The organism is Paenibacillus barengoltzii NBRC 101215 (assembly GCF_004000745.1).
Lineage (GTDB): Bacteria > Bacillota > Bacilli > Paenibacillales > Paenibacillaceae > Fontibacillus > Fontibacillus barengoltzii.
Genome location: NZ_BILV01000101.1, coordinates 1 through 16,685 on the forward strand (window position 1 = coordinate 1; position 16,685 = coordinate 16,685).

14 protein-coding genes are annotated in these 16,685 nt (G+C 50.5%); 4 read left to right on the top strand and 10 right to left on the bottom strand.

Annotation, left to right across the window (positions count from 1 at the left end; genetic code table 11):
- Positions 1-420: 420 nt before the first annotated feature.
- From PBA01S_RS20800 to PBA01S_RS20820, 5 genes are all read right to left on the bottom strand, one after another.
- Positions 421-2,016, bottom strand: a complete 1,596-nt coding sequence (locus PBA01S_RS20800) for a response regulator (RefSeq protein ID WP_127576640.1) — start codon at positions 2,014-2,016, stop codon at positions 421-423.
- Positions 2,010-3,383 carry an ABC transporter substrate-binding protein gene (locus tag PBA01S_RS20805; protein WP_127576641.1) on the bottom strand — a complete coding sequence of 458 codons (1,374 nt, stop codon included), beginning with the start codon at positions 3,381-3,383 and terminating at the stop codon, positions 2,010-2,012. The genes PBA01S_RS20800 and PBA01S_RS20805 overlap by 7 nt, the downstream gene beginning before the upstream one ends.
- Before the next feature lie 24 nt (positions 3,384-3,407).
- Positions 3,408-5,147 (bottom strand): sensor histidine kinase, encoded by a 1,740-nt coding sequence (locus PBA01S_RS20810; protein WP_127576642.1) that lies wholly within the window; start codon positions 5,145-5,147, stop codon positions 3,408-3,410.
- A gap of 138 nt (positions 5,148-5,285) precedes the next feature.
- Positions 5,286-6,596, bottom strand: coding sequence for an ABC transporter substrate-binding protein (locus tag PBA01S_RS20815; RefSeq protein WP_127576643.1), 1,311 nt, complete (start codon positions 6,594-6,596; stop codon positions 5,286-5,288).
- A 169-nt stretch (positions 6,597-6,765) separates the two neighbouring features.
- Positions 6,766-8,397, bottom strand: a complete 1,632-nt coding sequence (locus PBA01S_RS20820; RefSeq protein ID WP_085170556.1) for a formate--tetrahydrofolate ligase — start codon at positions 8,395-8,397, stop codon at positions 6,766-6,768.
- A gap of 369 nt (positions 8,398-8,766) precedes the next feature.
- On the opposite strand from PBA01S_RS20820, the gene PBA01S_RS20825 reads away from it, so the two are divergent.
- Positions 8,767-10,116, top strand: a complete 1,350-nt coding sequence (locus PBA01S_RS20825; protein WP_085170557.1) for a glycoside hydrolase family 64 protein — start codon at positions 8,767-8,769, stop codon at positions 10,114-10,116.
- Positions 10,117-10,334: 218 nt separating this feature from the next.
- Complete coding sequence (locus PBA01S_RS20830; protein ID WP_255315405.1) at positions 10,335-11,192, top strand: glycosyl hydrolase family 18 protein; 858 nt, start codon at positions 10,335-10,337, stop codon at positions 11,190-11,192.
- Positions 11,193-11,279: 87 nt separating this feature from the next.
- Here PBA01S_RS20830 and PBA01S_RS20835 read toward each other — a convergent pair whose 3' ends face one another.
- The 4 genes from PBA01S_RS20835 to PBA01S_RS22870 form a co-directional block, all read right to left on the bottom strand.
- On the bottom strand, positions 11,280-12,650 hold the full coding sequence (locus tag PBA01S_RS20835; RefSeq protein ID WP_016313501.1) for an arsenic transporter: 1,371 nt from the start codon (positions 12,648-12,650) through the stop codon (positions 11,280-11,282).
- Positions 12,651-12,694: 44 nt separating this feature from the next.
- A complete protein-coding gene (locus tag PBA01S_RS22865) occupies positions 12,695-12,844 on the bottom strand; it encodes a hypothetical protein (RefSeq protein WP_164744219.1) in 150 nt (49 codons plus the stop codon).
- Positions 12,845-12,858: 14 nt separating this feature from the next.
- Positions 12,859-13,533 carry a YwrJ family protein gene (locus PBA01S_RS20840; RefSeq protein WP_016313503.1) on the bottom strand — a complete coding sequence of 225 codons (675 nt, stop codon included), beginning with the start codon at positions 13,531-13,533 and terminating at the stop codon, positions 12,859-12,861.
- A 279-nt stretch (positions 13,534-13,812) separates the two neighbouring features.
- The gene (locus PBA01S_RS22870) at positions 13,813-13,950 is read right to left on the bottom strand and encodes a hypothetical protein (RefSeq protein ID WP_164744220.1); all 138 of its coding nucleotides are present in this window, start codon (positions 13,948-13,950) and stop codon (positions 13,813-13,815) included.
- Positions 13,951-13,963: 13 nt separating this feature from the next.
- Here PBA01S_RS22870 and PBA01S_RS22875 point away from each other — a divergent pair, with 13 nt between their 5' ends.
- Positions 13,964-14,662 carry a hypothetical protein gene (locus tag PBA01S_RS22875; protein ID WP_164744221.1) on the top strand — a complete coding sequence of 233 codons (699 nt, stop codon included), beginning with the start codon at positions 13,964-13,966 and terminating at the stop codon, positions 14,660-14,662.
- A gap of 56 nt (positions 14,663-14,718) precedes the next feature.
- Here the strand turns inward: PBA01S_RS22875 and PBA01S_RS20850 are convergent, their stop codons facing one another.
- The gene (locus PBA01S_RS20850; protein ID WP_016313505.1) at positions 14,719-15,144 is read right to left on the bottom strand and encodes a hypothetical protein; all 426 of its coding nucleotides are present in this window, start codon (positions 15,142-15,144) and stop codon (positions 14,719-14,721) included.
- 252 nt (positions 15,145-15,396) lie between these two features.
- Between PBA01S_RS20850 and PBA01S_RS20855 the strand changes: the two genes are divergently transcribed.
- Positions 15,397-16,449, top strand: a complete 1,053-nt coding sequence (locus PBA01S_RS20855) for a CotH kinase family protein (protein WP_164744222.1) — start codon at positions 15,397-15,399, stop codon at positions 16,447-16,449.
- The last annotated feature ends 236 nt before the right edge of the window (positions 16,450-16,685 follow it).

The following is a 16,685-nucleotide window of genomic DNA, read 5'->3' on the forward strand; positions in this document are numbered from 1 at the left end:
GAAGCTCGCCCTGCGGGCGGCTTCCGCGGCGGCGATTTCCCGGGCGGCGGCCGCGGCTTCGGGCCAAATGGCCAACAAGCTGGCAGCAGCAGCGAAGCGCTGATCACCGGCATCTCCTTGCTGGTGCTCCTAGCCGCTGCAGGCTTCGTCGCTTTCTTCCGCCGGAAACGGCTATAGAAAACTGCAAAAGTACATCTTTTTTCGAGCCAAAATGGCTATTTTGAGCAAATGCCTGCAAAAGTGCAGTTATTTTTCTCGAAAATCCGCAATTTCGCCAATTTCGCTTTAAACGAACAAAAAGCCTGCACTTTTGCAGGTTTTTTGCTATTTTACGATAAAAGTTACTCAAAAACTGTATTTTTGCAGGAATCGGGACAACCGAGCAAGGCAGGACATCATGCTACTGCCCCCCCATACAACCTACACCCCTGCCTCCCTATACTCCGTTGGCGTCATGCCGGTGACCTTTTTAAAGACCTGGGTGAAGTAACGCGGGTCCTGATAACCTACCATCGGGGCGACTTGGTACACTTTGACTTGGCTGTTTTTCAGAATATACTTGGCCTTCTCGATTCGGCATTCCGTCAGATATTCAAGGAACGTGTAGCCGGTCACCTGCTTAAACAGCAGGCAAAAATGGCTGATGCTCAGATCGGCGCGCTCGGCCACCTCCTCCATGCTGAGGTCCTTATGATAGTTGCTTAAAATGTACTCCTGTGTCTTGGCGATCACATTCTGCACATTGTCCTTGATCTGGCTATCACGGCTTTCGCTGATCCATCGGCCAAAGTTCGTCTTCAACAGCCCAATCATTTCACTTAATGTTCCGAGGGACTGCAGCTCCTGCAGCAAACCTTCCAGCGACCACTCCGACAGCAGATTCATCTGCTCATATTGCCGGAACATCACGACCGTTAGTTCGACCATCATCCGCTCGGCCGCTTCCTTCGAGAAGGCCTGCTGTTCAAGATATTGCTTCGTTTCATCCAGTGCGGACAACAACCGCTCCCGATTCAGCGTCCGAACGCTGTCCAGGAGCACCGCTTCCAGATGCTTCGGATATTTCGCCTCCCGGTCGGCCCCAGGCTCCCGGCCCGGCTGATCAATGAACACGCCTGCCCGGTCACTGTAAAACCGCTGATATAACGCCCGAGTAGCGCTTTGATATGCCTCGCTCAACCGCTCCAGCCCCGCCGCCGTTTGGCTGAATCCAACGGAACAGGTCAGCTTGGTATAGAGCTGAATCTGGCGGATGGCATCGCTGCCCAGCTCCTCTTTCTGGCTGGTGAGTGCACTCGGGAACAGCAACACCCATTCCCCGCCGTGAAAAGGGAACATCGTCAGCGCCCCATGCGCCACCGACCATTCTCCCAAAATGTTGCGCACCGCAAACAACCACAGCCGCCGCTCCTCCGGCGACCACTGTTCATTCAGCTTGACGAAATGATCCAGTTGGATCACCGCCATGAAATAATCCTGTGTCAGCTCGCTGTTCTCCAGCCAGCGCATATGCTGCAGATGGCTTTGGCTCTGGTTGCCTTCGATAAACTCGGCAAACATCCGCTCCCTCGCCAACATCGACAGCACCTGCACCGAGTGCAGCAGCTTATCGTTCTCCGCCCGCTTCTCCAGCGTTTTCTTCGCCCGCTTGATCATCTCGATCAGCTCGTCATGGTCAATCGGCTTCAGCAGATAATCAAACGCGCCTTCCCTGAGCGCCTCACGGGCGTATTCAAACTCCCCATAGCCGCTGACGAAAATAAACAGCCGATTCGCATTCTCCGCCAACACTTCCTTCATCAGCGTGATGCCATCCATCCCTGGCATGCGAATGTCGCTAATAACCATATGCGGGGACAGTTCGCGAATGAGCTCCAGCGCCGCTTCGCCTCCCCGCGCCTCTCCGACGATTTCCAGGCCCAGTTCCTCCCAAGGCACGGCGACTCGCAAGCTTCGCAATATCACCGGTTCATCGTCCACCAAAATGACCCGATACTTCTCCCCATGTGCTACCATCCTGCACCTCCATCCGTCTCACTCAGCAGCGAGCTTCTGCGCAGCTGCCAATATTGCTCTGACGTTTGTTGTATCTGTTCCAGCGCCTCCTCGGGCTTCACCCGTTTGCGGATCATTTCCTCCAATACCTTGAGGAACGTCTTGTTGACCTCGGGAGGAAGCACGTTATCGTAAGGGACAAAGCTTTGGTTGCTTTGCTCCATCATTTCTACTACTTGCGCAAACACGGGGCCCGTTTTTTCCGAGTCATACGTAATCTTCATGGAAGGAATACGTGATGCCTCATAAACGATACGCCGCTGCACCTCTTCGGTATATAGAGCCTTTAGCAGCTCCTGAGCTGCTTCCCATTTGGACTCCTCCAGATTGGAGGATAAGCCGATTCCGATCGTATACCCTCCGGCGATCGAGCGGTTGCCCCCCTCCGTCAGCGACGGGAACGGGATCACCCCGACTTGATTCTGAAAGCCTGCCGGTGCCCTCTCGTTATGGAACAGGTTGATGTCCCAGCTTCCGTTTAGATACATCGCCGCCTCACCGTTAGTGAATCGTTCAATCGCTTCCTCTGTTGACAGATCGTTGGCCGGCGGGTAGAAGGCATTCTCATCAATCCAGCTTTTCAGTTGCTTAAAAGCTTTCCAATAAGAAGGGTTCTGGAAGCTTAACGACTCATCCCCCTGCACCAGCTCATTAATCAACCCCGGCCCGGCATACCGGTCCATCAAATAATGGGCGAAGATCGCCGCCGGCCAGCGTTCCTCATTCCCCAGCGCAAACGGGGTGATCCCATGAGCGATCAGCACGTCAATGACCTTATTCAAATCCTCCAGCGTCTCTGGAGGCTCCAAGCCCAAGTCATCAAAGATCTCCTTATTATAAAACAGCGGCTCTGCATTCCCTTCAATCGGCAACCCATAAATATGATTGTCGAAGGTCCACAAATGCAAGTCCTGAAACTGCTCTTCCAGTCCATTTCCCTCTAGAAAATCCGTTAAGTCCATCAGCCGGTTGGAGCGAACGTAGGGCTCGATTTCCGCTCCCCCAAACAACACGAACATGTCGGGCGGCGTCCCGGTGACCATTTCGCTCTTCAGCTTCTGCTCGCGGTGGACGGTCTGGTCCATTCCCTCGAAGTTCACCTTGACGTTGGGATGCGTCTCTTGGAACTTGGCCACAACGTCCTCGACGATGTTCAGCATCTGCCGGTCATGCTCCTTAATCCAGAAGTGGCGGAAGGTTATTGTGACCTTCTCGGCCTGCTTCTCCTCAATCGGCTCGTGACCAGCGCCTGCGATAATCAAGACGGAGATGGCCAGCACGACGGCGTAGACGGCAATCCAACCCCAGTTCAAAAACCACTTTTTCATGTTCACCGCCACCTTCCTCCGTCGTTATCGTTTCACCGCTGCCGAATCGTGGAGCAGCTTCGGAATGCGGATGCGGATGGTCGAGCCATGTCCGGGAGAGGAGCAGATCAGGATGCCGTAGCGGCTGCCAAACCGGATGCGCAGTCGTTCATGTACATTGCGCAGTCCAACCCCGGTTCCCCGGTAATTTTTGTTGCCTTCATCCTTGCTCCACAAATTCATGAGCCGATCCAAGCTGAAGCCCGGGCCATTATCCGTCACATCAATCATAATATCCCGCTCGTCTTCGTTCGCTGTAATCGTGATCAGTCCTTTTTCCTTCATAGGCTCGATCGCATGGTACAGTGCGTTTTCCACAATGGGCTGGACGATCAGCTTCTGAGTCATATAGTGCCTCAGTGACTCGGGGATTTCAATTCTATAGTCGAACTGCTCCTCAAAGCGGAACTTCTGGATATCCAGATAATGCCGCACATGCTCCATTTCCATGGCCAGCGTAATCAGTTGCTGGTTCTCGCTAATGCTGATGCGCAGCAGCTTGCCCAGCGAGACCACCATTTTGCTGATCTCCTTGTTTCCCTGCAAGACTGCCAGCGAATTGATCGATTCCAGCGAGTTATAAATAAAATGAGGATTGATCTGGGCAACCAGCGCCTGAAGCTCGAACTCCTTCTTCCGCGCCTGCTCAGTCTCTACTTGTTCAATGAGCTCCGAAATTTGCGTACTCATCCGATTAAAGCCATCGACGAGCAAATCCGTTTCGTCTTCGCTTCGTACCGAAGAGGTAATGGGCACAAAGATCCCCTGCTGCACCCGCTTCATCCCGTTCACCGCACCGATGATACTGCGCACCAGTCGGCGAACGAAAAACCGGTCGAATAGGAAAGCCGATATCAGCGAGACCAGCACCAGCACAATCGCGATGTCGCGGATCGAGTTCGACTCCGAAGCGATCAGCTTGCTGGGCGTAAGAGCCACGAGATACCAATCCTTGTTATGCGAAGGCAAGTAGGTGATCAGCGAGCGTTCGCCTTGATATTTGGCGGTATAGTATCCTTTCCCTTCCGGCTCCTCCTGGGTCAGGAACGGAAACTCCGTGCGCTCTCCGATATACGAGCCGGACTTGTCGAACACGATATTGCCCTGCTTGTTCACGAGCAAAATATCGCCCTGCTTTAACGTCACCGCATCCCAAAATACTTGGTCCAAAATATCCGGCTTCACATAAATCACTAACGCGCCAATATCCTCCAGGGAGTAGTAATCCTTAATCAAACGAGCTTGGATCAGAACCGGCTTCCCTGCGGCCGCTGAACCGTTCTCCCCCGGCCCTACCCAAACCGGGCGTCCTTCGGCCGCCTCCATCGCCCCGTACCAGCTTTGCTGCTTCAATTCCTGAAAGGACATTGCCTCATTAAATTGATACTGCAGCTTGTCCTTGGAATACAGGCCAAACGACGTAATCATCGGATGGTTGATCAAGTTGTTGATGTCTTGTTTTTGATCATAGGTCACCGTAAAATTTGGCTGCTTCACCAACTGCTGAATTAATGGCTGCGCGATCGCCGAGTTCGAGACGGTCGTCACCTCGTTTAACGCAAACTTCAGCTTGCGGTCGGTTTCCAGCAAGGAGACCCAATAGAAGTTATTCGATTTATTCTCCATCGCTCGTGAGAAGCTGTAGTACGAGATGGAGCCCATCAGAATGACGGGGATAAAGACGAGAAGAATAATAGCCAGCAAGATTTTTCGACGAAGCTTCATTTCGTTCCTCCTAGGTTTCTCCCACTCTATTATTCTTCATCCGCCAGCCGATTCCCTTGCACCTTTCGACAAAGCGAAATTCGCAAGAGGGCAAGCCCCCTTGCGAATCAGTATGATCGTATTCTTCACAACTTATATTCAATCCGCGTTTTTGGCAGCGGCGATGGCTTTCTCCCATTCTTGTTGCGGATTCGCTTGATTCTCAATTACGTTCTGAAGTGCATGCTTGAACTGCAAATCCACTTCCTCAAACTGCGGACCACAATAGGCCGGTTTGACACGCTGTGCCGATCGAGCATAAGCCTCCGAGATCACCTGTCCTCCAAAAAATTCATCGTGATCCGCCAGAAAAGCCTCTTCATTATACACCGACGGAATCGATGGCAGTTGACCGTTGGCCTGGTATGCTTTCAACTGTTGCTCCTTGTTGGTTAACCAAGTGATAAACTCATAAGCTTCCTTCGGGTGCTTGCCTTCCTTCGGCAACGCAAGGAACGTCCCTCCCCAGCTGCCCGAGCCTTCGGGAATTTGCGCAATCCGCCACTGTCCGGCTGTCGACTTGGCGTTGCGGATCGTGTCCTCCATCCAGGTTGGGCCGAGAATGACGCCGACCTTCCCCTCGTGAATCGCTTGTTCCCATTCGGGAGAACCAAATGCCCAGCTGCCGATCCAGCCTTCCTGAATGCCTGTCACCGTAAAATTGTACGCTCTCTTCACCTGCGGATTCGAGTCCGCGATAAAGGAGCCGTCAACCTTATTAAAATACATCACGTCCGTCGATTGGTCCCGCAGGCCGTTATATACCAGCTCTGCCGAATCAGCAAACGGGATTCCAGTCTGCTTCGTAAACTGCTTCGCCACGGCAGCTAATTTATCCCATTTATTGATCGCGGCGCTAAATGCCTCGGGTTCGGTTGGAAGTCCAGCCTGTTCCATTAAATCCGCACGGTAGTAAACCACCGTCGGACGGACCTCGGCCGGCAAGCCAATTTGAAAAGAACCGTCAGCTGTCGTCGCTTGCTTCCACGCCCAATAGAGATAATCCTGTGCGATGTTCTTCGCGCCCAAATCATATAGGTTATAAAATCGATCCGTCTGATCTATCAACCGCTGCATAGATTCCTGATTTAACATCAAAATATCCGGGGCGCCAGATCCAGGGGATAAGGCTGCCTCTAAGCGGTCTTCCTTCTCGGTTGAGTCCGTTGCATTACTGAATCGGATGTGAATGTTCGAATGCTCCGCCATATATTCCTGGGCCAGCGCTTCATAAGGGGCATCTCCCAACGCCCAGAACGTCAGCTCAATCGGGGAACCTACACTGCCATCGGTCAAGCCCGAAGCGTTGCTCTCCTCATCATTTGCCGCATTAATTACGCTGTATGCACCTAGTAAAGAAATCATCATGGCGGCAACCGGCAGAACAGCCAACCATTTTCCTCTCTTCATTGCGGTTGATTCCTTTCCTGCATCCGAATTTATACCTTTAGTCTAGCGAATGTGGCGCAGATTTTTGAGGAGGCAATTTTGCGATTTCAGGTTGGAATTTTTCCGATCCGAGGCATAAAAAAGCCGATTCTCCACTTCAATCCGTGAAGAATCGGACTCTCTTTCCATATTATAGTAAACCGGCAACTTCCCCGTGTTCATCAAGGTGAATCCGCTCTGCAGCCGGATGTTTTGGCAACCCGGGCATGGTAACAATTTTCCCGGTATGGATAACAACAAAGCCGGCCCCTGCCGATAAGGTAATGTCCTTCACCTGTACGGTAAAGCCTTCCGGTGCGCCTAACAGATTCGCCTGATCGGAGAACGAATACGGCGTCTTCGCCATGCAGACCGGCAGCCGGCCGAAGCCCTGCCGCTCCAGCTCCTCGATTTGGGCGGCAGCTTTGGCGCTTAGCTTGATGCCCTCGCCGCGGTAAATTTCCCTAACCACCGTCTCGATTTTGGCCTTGAGGTCCAGATCATCGGGATAAAGCGGAGTATATTGCGCGGTCTCCTGCTCCAACATGCCCAGCAGAGCCAACGCCATCTCCCTGCCGCCTTCACTGCCTTTCGCCCAAACGTCCGACAGCTCTGCCTTAACGCCCAACCGGGCGCATTCCTCTTTCACAAGCGCAATCTCATCTTCCGTATCACTGGTAAAATGATTAATCGCGACCATCACCGGCACCCCAAATTTGCGAAGGTTCTCCAGATGCCGCTTCATGTTGGGCAATCCGGCTCGCAGCGCTTCCATATTGGGCTGGTCCAGCTCGGTCTTAGACGCTCCGCCGTTGTATTTCAACGCCTTCACCGTGACGACCAATACAGCTGCATCCGGCTTCAAACCTGCCTGCCGGCATTTGATGTCGAAGAACTTCTCCGCGCCCAAGTCAGCTCCAAAGCCCGCTTCTGTCACAACGATATCCGCCAGCTTCAAAGCGGTCTTCGTACCGATTACGCTGCTGCAACCGTGGGCGATATTGGCAAACGGTCCGCCGTGCACGATCGCCGGAGTTCCCTCCGCCGTTTGCACCAGATTGGGCTTAATCGCATCTTTGAGCAGGACAGTCATCGCCTCCACAGCGCCGATCTGCGCTGCAGTAATCGGCTCGCCCGCCATGTTCCGTGCTACGACCATTCGGCTCAGGCGATCCTTGAGATCCTGAGCATCCTCGCTGAGGCATAACACCGCCATGACTTCGGAGGCCGTTGTGATCATAAAGCCGGATTCGTGCACGCTCCCGTTTCCTTCGCCCAGTCCTACGACAATCTGCCGCAGGCTGCGGTCATTCATGTCCATCGCCCGTTTCCACAAGATCCGGTTGGTGTCAATCTGCAGGGCGTTCCCTTGAAAAATATGATTGTCCAACATCGCCGCCAGCAGATTATGCGCGGCTGTAATGGCATGCAAGTCACCGGTGAAATGCAGGTTGATATCCTCCGAAGGGAGCAGCTGGGCCTTGTTGCTGCCGGTGGCCCCGCCCTTCATCCCAAAGCAAGGTCCAAGCGACGGCTCCCGCAGCGCTGCGATGGTGGTCCGTCCGATGGCATTGAGCGATTGGGCTAGTCCAATCGTCGTTAATGTTTTACCTTCTCCTGCCGGCGTTGGATTCATCGCGGTTACCAGCACTAGTTTTCCATCCGGTCGGTTGCGAGCCTCTTCTCGGATGCCAGGCTCTATTTTGCCTTTGTACCGTCCATACAATTCGATATGTTGTTCGGCAATTCCACACGATGCAGCTACTTCCAATATCGGCTTCATTCCACTCCGCTACCTCCATCTATCCGATTCTTTGTCTATCCCTTAAATCTTATAGAAAGAATTCATCCTTATTGTACATGAAATAGATGGAATTATGCGTGAAGAAATTCGTACGCCGCGGGGAGACATCGCTTTTGCTGGTCCTGAGGTCTAGATCTTTCATCTAGCAAACTCATAGTTCCAATCTTTATTAATAGATGGAAAATATATATCAAAAGTCACTGGCGATATATGACATTTTAGGTAAAGTTGATTATGTGTATTTTACCTCAATTTCCAATTTCTGAGGTAATTATACAATCTTCTTGAAAGGAGGGGACCTTCGAAGTTCTAAACCTTGTAGCTATAGCAGAAGAAAGGAGGAGGTTTATGACAACCAAATGGGTTCAGCGCTTTAGTTTGTTCTTCATCGCGTTTCTTTTGTCCATCTCCGTGAATATTTCGGCTTCGGCTGCTGATTTCACTCAAGGAGCGGACATCTCCGGCAACAACGTAACTTTATGGTTCAAATCATCGGTTAATACGACATGGGTGGATGTCCACTATAAGGTGAATTCCGGAGTACAGCAAAATGTAAGGATGAGCTTCAACGCGGGTGCTGCGCGATTCGAGCACACCATTCTTACGGCCGCCCAAGCCGAGATTGAGTACTTTTTCACTTACAATAACGGCGTGCCAGCCTACGACACCACAACATTCACTTATCGAAGCGGCCAACCCGATCCGGAACCTTCGACCAACTCCATTTATTCGATTCCAGCCTCTTCGATTCCCCAGCCTTCCGAGGGCGGCGTCAGCCTCAAGGTCATGAACGGCACGGGCGGGGCTTATACGGATGATCAAATTTACTGGGGAGTCATCGGCATCAATCCGGTAAACGGCAAATGGAGCTATTTGGATTTAGCCGGTAGGCTTCTTCCGATTTCTTCCGATTTAAACAACGCCCCGGGACACCTCACTAAAGACGGCATCAACTATGCCAACATCTATCACAAGATCAGTGATGCCAATTGGGTCAACCTTCCGAAGATCGAATCCGGCCGGTTGTTCCTTAGCGTTGGCAGTCCCTTGTACATGAAGACCTTTGACGACGGCTTTGCCGGTCCGGATCTGAACAATCCCACCGATCCGAATCTGAATATCATTTTTGACTTTGTCGAGTTCACTGTGGATAAGGACGGCTATCACGGAAATACGACTCGCGTCGATCAGTTTGGTTTTCCGATTCAACACCGGCTGGTGAATCTGGCGGGGAACTACGACCGTACCGTCGGCGAACTGGAATCAGAAACCCGTTCCGGATTGTTTGCCAAGTATGTCAACGAAGTCCCTTATGAATTCAAATCGCTGGGTACCTTGCAGGCTCCTTATCGTATCCTTAGTCCTATGAAAGGGCCGTTTCAGGAAGGAGGAGCTTACGAGAACTATTTTGCCGGCTATTCCAGCATCTCTACCCAAGACATTCTGCTGGGTGTTGGCGAAGCGAGCAATCCTGAAGTATGTGCTGCGTTGAACCGTCATGTCTACACGGAACCTGACAACTGGAATCGGGTTGATCAATACTATCAAGCTGCCCCCGCGAACTATTACGCGAAGTTCTGGCATGATCACAGCATCGATGGGCTTGCTTACGGCTTCTGCTACGACGACGTGAACGGACAAGCCGCCTATCTGGAGGTAGGAGATCCGAAAGGTCTCATCGTCAGAGTGGGCTGGTAACACGGATGTTCTGATGGATTGATCCTATGGAGAGAGGAAGGAAGTTGAATGCAAATGACTCGTAAGAGATTCGCTTTTTTGGCGGTATTGGCCTTATTCATCACTTTATTTATTCCTCTTGCTGCAGATGTGAAAGCGTAGACCCTGCCGATCCAATTCCGAGCGGCTTTAAAGTCGTAGGATACTATCCGAGCTGGGAGCCTGGCAAAATCAACAACATCCAGTATCATAACCTGACGCATATTAACTATGCGTTTGCGATTCCGACCAGCGACGGCTCTCTTCTTCCACTGAGCAACCCGGATGCGGCCAGCCAAATTGTTCGGACGGCCCATGCCAACAACGTGAAGGCGCTGCTCGCCGTAGGCGGTTGGTCATATAATGACATTCCTTTGGAAAGCACCTTTATGGCCGCGACGAATACGCCGGAGAAGATCAAGAAGTTCGGTAACGCCATTATCGCGATGGCCAAGCAATACGGATTCGACGGCGTCGATATCGATTGGGAGCATCCGCGAAACGACGGCCCCAGCAAGCAGCAGTACGAGGATCTGATGGTCTACTTGAGCGCGGAGCTGAAGAAGCAAAATATGCTGTTGACCGCCGCAGTGCTTAGCGGGGTAACACCTGAAGGCGTCATTTATTGGGACTCGGCCGCCCAGACCGATAAAGTCATCGACGCCGTGGATTGGTTTAATGTCATGGCCTATGATGGCGGTGATGGGGAGCGGCATTCCTCCTACGAATTTGCCGTGATGAGCGCAAAGTATTGGAAGGAGACGCGGAAGATGCCAGCTCACAAGGTCGTATTGGGTGTTCCTTTCTACGGCAGACCTTCCTGGGCTTCCTATGCGGCGATTTTGCAAGCGAACCCTGACGCCTATAATACCGACATATCGATGATTAACGGCATGCAAGCTCACTATAACGGAATCCCAACCATTCAAAGAAAGACGCAATACGCTCTGGAGAACTTAGGTGGCATCATGATTTGGGAGATCAGTCAAGACACAACTGACACCAGCAAGAGCTTGCTGCAAGCCATTGGTAACACCGTCAGAGCCTACCATCCTTAAGCCTGACATGATCAAAAGAGCACTACCGTTCAGGCGGTGTGCTCTTTCCTTTTATTCCAGGTAGCGTTCTACTCTGTTCATCGCACCTTAATAGATCCACTGCACCCATAAAGGCAAAAGAATCAAGGTGAAGATCAGTGTAGGGGGAATGACGATCATCGTCACTTTCAAGTAATCATCCCATGTGATTTTGACGCGATGTTTTTTCAGAAGATGGAACCAGATCAACGAAGCGAGCGTCCCGATCGGCAATAACAATGCACCGATATCACTGCCAATGACACTAGCCAGATAAGAAATCCTTAGCGTCAGAGGATCCAGCGGCATTTCGGTAAGTGTCATCGTTCCGATCATTAGAGCAGGGTGATTATTGAAAAATATGGAAAGCGACGTCATCACTCCTCCCATCAGCAAGCTGGCATTCAGCATGCCGTCGTGGATTAGAGGATTTACCAGTGAAATGAGCAAATTCGTTAATCCAATGTTGTGCAATCCAAAAATGATGACATACATGCTGAAAGCGAAAACCAAAATATGCCACGGAACCTTGCGAAGCATATCCGATGGCGGGATCTTCAAGTTGTACCATCTCCACCCGAGCAATACAACAGAGCCAAGCACAGCAGCCAGCTCTACGGGAAAACCGTAGTAAGAGGCAACAAATAAACTGATGCGTACGATGAGCACGAATAGCAATATTTTTTGCATAAATTTCGTATCTTGTTTTAAGGGTTCACGATTTCGTACGGCCTCCTCCAGCTCCTCATCGGACTCGAGACTTAACCGCGGTGTTTTTAATGGATGTGACCTCAATCTGGGCGGCAGCTCTTTCGGCAATTGACGATAGAATACAAGAAACAGCAAACCTACCAGCACGATCAACCCTAAAAGTGCAGGGACAAACATCATCATCGTATGCATATATAAGTTCATCCCAACCATATTGAGTGCGATTAGGTTCACGATGTTGCTGACTCCGATCGGTGCGCTGGAGGCCGTTGCCACTAAAGCTCCGGATAAGAGATAAGGGATCTTCTGATGGTTTTTGAGCTTAAGCTCTCTTAACAAGAGGAGTAGTATTGGTGTTGTGATGAGAATGCTGCCATCATTATTAAAGAACAACGTCATTAAAAAACACATCAGGTTCACGTACCAAAACAAGCGGATCCCGGAGCCCCTGGATCGGTAAGCCAGTCCCTCGGCTGCCCAGTGAAAAAAACCGAAGCTTTCCAAGACCAGCGCCATAATAATCGTCGCCATGATCGTGATTGCCGCTCCGCTCACGGTTTCTCCGATGTGAAGCAGATCAGAAAAGTTTACTGTCCCGCTGATTAAGACAATAATAGCTCCGATCGTGGAGGGTATCGCTTCATTGAGTCCCCTTGGGCGCCACAAGATTAGGATGGTGGTTAGAACAAATGCGAGAATCGTTAAGCCTGCAGCTGTAAGCTCTATCAAGTGACCACCCCCATTCTCCAATTGTTTCTGCTCTAGCTGGCCGATTATTTACCGCTGACACGAACAAGGTAATCGTACTCGGCCTGCTGAACATCAACGACTGGAGCATGGGTAATCGTTTCTTCCTTAACCGAAGGTTTTAACAACATAAAGAGTCCCAACCCCGAAAGTATAATTAACACTAGGACGATCATTTTCTACTCCCCCCTTAAGGCAAATGGACAGATTTAATATGCTGAATATTCCATATCACCGATTCCCCGTCAGCTAAAACAAGGTGAAGCAAACCTCGATCAACGGATTGAACGATCCCGAATTTATCCGTTGCTTCTCCATGATCGAGAACCGCCAAACTCCCTTCCATCTTTTTAAGTTGTTGCTCAAACGTTCGGGCCAAGGTCAGACCGGTAGGCTTCACGTTTAATCTTTCATTTTCTAAAGAAAAGGGAGGTTTGTTGGCCGGATAAGGCATAATTAACTTCACATGATCCAATGGGACATACACGGTATGAAAAACCGTAGAATAGAATACAAGGTAATCGTTCATGACGCTGGTTAGATAACCGCTAAGCGTATGAACACCCGTCAGAAAAACTTCCATAAAGACGCCTCTGGCGTTAAATAACGTTTTCCGAAAAGAAATCGACTCTCCCGCTGCCCATTCCAGCGGGTTTTCGTACAAGGTTCCCTCATTATCTTTCTCAGGAGATGGAATAACCCGGAAGTGATGAATGTGCTTCGTTGGAATGTAGTAATAGCGCTCTTGTCTGAAGATGACGACGATATCATCTCCTGCATCAATTAAGAGCCCTGTGTCTAGTTGTGGTCTGCCGCTAATGGTGAGTTCGATATGTTGTCCGATGCGAGAAGTTAGCATAGGCATCGTATACCTCCTTTATCATGAGCATCGTGGTGAGGGAGAGAGGCAAGCCATTTGTGAGCTTGGCGCTTACGACTGGAATAAGCGGGTCCTTTCCCAAATTTTAAAGAAGGCGGCGCCCCAGGCACCGCCTCAATGACTGAAGGCTTTCGTTCCATTCTTAGAGAAAAGGATCCCATTTCTTCTTGGAGGATACCTTGGAGGATCCTCCTTGCCGTTTTTTGGCCGATTTTTTCACATTTTTGCTCGACTTTCTGGTCCCCCACTGGTAGCCGCCAGTACCTACACCCCAAGTGGAAAATCCGCCGGTTCTTCCCGGGTTTCTGCCGCCAGTTCCAGCGCCGCGCGTTCTGCCTTGCGTGCGGTTTCTGCCACCAGTTGCAGAGTCCCCTTCTCTGCCATGCGTGTGGTATCCATCATGAGAATGGTCTCCATGCGTGTGATCTCTGCCTTGCGTGCCGCCTCTGCCTTGAGTGCCGCCTCTTCCCTGGGTGCGGTTTCTGCCGCCCGTCCCGGCACCGCCGGTTCTGCCGCGATCTCCCCTGCCGCCAGGTCCGCCTTCGGCAGAAGAGACCGTAGCATTTTTGCTGCCCGAGGTTCTACCTCCGGTTCTGCCGCCGGTTCTTCCTCCCGTTCTGTTGTTGTTGGATCTATTGCTGTTTCGGTTATTGCCGTTTCTGTTGTTGCTATTATTGCTGCTATTGCTGCTATTGTTGCTGCTACTGTTGCTGCTCGAGCGGTTGCGCAGAGTCACACTCTTGATATGATAGGTTTGAACCTGTACGAGTTCATTATTTACAATGAGGTATACACTATCGTTGCCATAATCCGAGATGACCCCTTCGATCTTCTCAGGACCTCCGCGGTTAATTTGCACTTTTTTGTGTTTCAGGGCACGAAGAACGCCATCGAAATTGTACGAACGAATAATGGATTGACCAGTTCTCCCCATCGTTCCTTTGGTTTTCCCTTTCGTGCCCAAGTTTTGACTAAAGCTCTTCACATGAGCGTTTTTGATATAAACCGTGCCGTCCTTGGCCAGAATGACAAGGTAATCCGATCCGTAACCTACCAAAGTACCTTCAACCGAATCCGGACCACCGCGATTAATACGGACGTTGCTTCCTACTAAGTTGCCATAACCGTTTTGACTGATGGCCATAACCCATTTCCCCTTCCATAAATTGCTTAACATTCACAAACCGTATAACGAATTTGCTCGAGAGGGATCCTTACACTCCTCTCATTCACTTCCATCACAACTTCATCGGCAGTTATACGGGTAAGCCACCCTTTCTCGACTTGCGGCCCGCCAATATCTAGTAGGATCTGATGGTGCAGGAGGCTGGAGAGAAGTTCATTAAATCGAGGCGCCATGATCACTTCAACTTCTTGGCTGTAGTTCGTCGGGACTCTCTTCCATCTCGTTTCGGACAAGCTGTCAATATAAGCCGAATGGTAGTAGAGTATGCGACGATTTTTCGTTTGTACGGCCACATAATCATTCTGGATGCTTACTAATCTGCCAATGATGAAACCTGGTTGACCACGATTAATACAAACTTCCTTACCTATGAGATACATTAATTGACTCAGCGATTGGTAGCAGGCCACGTTCCTCCCCTCCTTTCATTTGCCCCCTAGCGGGAATTGTAGTACATCATATGTCGATGACTAACCTTTGTCCTAGTCTGATATCTATCATCTATAAATTTCCACTTCTGTAACTAAAGTAGAATTGCCTACAAGAATCAAAGAAAGAACCTTCCCTGTTGCCCTAGGTTAAAGCGGACCATCCGACTACTGCCTGCATATTCTGGATATTAAATTGAAATGCGGCAGGCTTCCGCAAGAAAGGTGATCAGGTTGAGGTTCCCCGTTCGTTCGCTTCAAATCGGCTGGTCAGACCAAGCAAAGCTAGAAAAAAGCGTATGGGATGACCAATACGCCAACGCATTACTGATGACGGATAACATTAAGGAGAACGTCAAAATCCGTTACCGGGGTGGACACACCCGTTATTACGACAAGAAATCCTACGAGCTTCGCATAGGTCACAGAAGCATCCATTACAACGTGGAGTGGGATGACCCTACCATGATGAGAAACGCACTCTCTTTTCGTTTTTTTGAGAAAATAGGGGTACCGAGTCCAAGAACGAGACATGTTTATCTGGTAATTAATGGAGTAAATCAGGGGCTGTATCTGGAGATTGAAGGGGTAGATCGGTCGTTTTTTACCAAAAGGAAAGTGAACACGAGCTCGCTGCTTTATGCGATCAATAACAACGCCAACTTTCGGCTGATAGGTGAGGGGGGAAAACGCAAGCGTAACCTGGCTTCTGGCTATGAGCTGGTGATAGGAACCTCTCAGGAGTTGGCACGAATCTCGCGGTTTGTGGAACGGATTCATACCCTCAAGGGGCGAAGGCTTCTAGCTTATATGAAGAAGCATTTAGATATTCCGGAGTATTTACGGTGGTTAGGCGGGGCGGTGTGCACCGGAAACTTTGACGGCTTTACTCAAAACTATGCCATCTTCCGCAAGAAGGGAAGCTTCAAATATCAAATGAGCCCTTGGGATTACGAGGGTACCTGGGGGAGAAACAGTTACGGGAAGCTCAGCGACATCGACAACGTCCGGATCAAAGGATACAACGGGCTGACCCAAAAGCTGCTCTCCTTCCCCTCGGTTCGGAGGCAATATCGCAAGACACTGAAGGAGATTCTGGAGCGACATTTTACGGTGAGTCAGCTGGCTCCAACGATTAACTCCCTTCACTCCTCATTGATGCCTGCGCTTATGGCCGATTCCACGCGTAAGTACTCCACCGATGTCCTCCTGTCAGACCGTCAGGTCATTCTCGACTATATTGCGAAACGCCGAGAGTACTTACTTCGCGAGCTTGAGAAGTTGTGATGGGGTAAGATTGGAACGTTGGGATAGGTGGAGTTGGAGCGCTTTTCGGTACTCGCACGCTGTGCCCTCTACTCGCCGTTTTTATGCGATTGCACGATTCCTGTAAAAATAGCCCCCTAACACACCCGTCATGCACACGATTCCTGCAAAAATACAGTTATTTTGAGCTGGAATCGCTGTTTTTCCTGAAATAACTGCAAAAGTGCAGGCTTTTTTCGCTGAAATGCCTGATTTGC

Excerpts from the sequence above, each read along its gene's own strand:
- PBA01S_RS22870 (WP_164744220.1), bottom strand. The coding sequence starts at position 13,950 with ATGATGGATACCACACGCATGGCAGAGAAGGGGACTCTGCAACTGGTG.
- PBA01S_RS22865 (WP_164744219.1), bottom strand. The coding sequence starts at position 12,844 with ATGATCGTCCTAGTGTTAATTATACTTTCGGGGTTGGGACTCTTTATG.
- PBA01S_RS20810 (WP_127576642.1), bottom strand. The coding sequence starts at position 5,147 with ATGAAGCTTCGTCGAAAAATCTTGCTGGCTATTATTCTTCTCGTCTTT.
- PBA01S_RS20805 (WP_127576641.1), bottom strand. The coding sequence starts at position 3,383 with ATGAAAAAGTGGTTTTTGAACTGGGGTTGGATTGCCGTCTACGCCGTC.
- PBA01S_RS20815 (WP_127576643.1), bottom strand. The coding sequence starts at position 6,596 with ATGAAGAGAGGAAAATGGTTGGCTGTTCTGCCGGTTGCCGCCATGATG.
- PBA01S_RS20800 (WP_127576640.1), bottom strand. The coding sequence starts at position 2,016 with ATGGTAGCACATGGGGAGAAGTATCGGGTCATTTTGGTGGACGATGAA.
- PBA01S_RS20820 (WP_085170556.1), bottom strand. The coding sequence starts at position 8,397 with ATGAAGCCGATATTGGAAGTAGCTGCATCGTGTGGAATTGCCGAACAA.
- PBA01S_RS20840 (WP_016313503.1), bottom strand. The coding sequence starts at position 13,533 with ATGCCTATGCTAACTTCTCGCATCGGACAACATATCGAACTCACCATT.
- PBA01S_RS20825 (WP_085170557.1), top strand. The coding sequence starts at position 8,767 with ATGACAACCAAATGGGTTCAGCGCTTTAGTTTGTTCTTCATCGCGTTT.
- PBA01S_RS22875 (WP_164744221.1), top strand. The coding sequence starts at position 13,964 with ATGCGTGTGATCTCTGCCTTGCGTGCCGCCTCTGCCTTGAGTGCCGCC.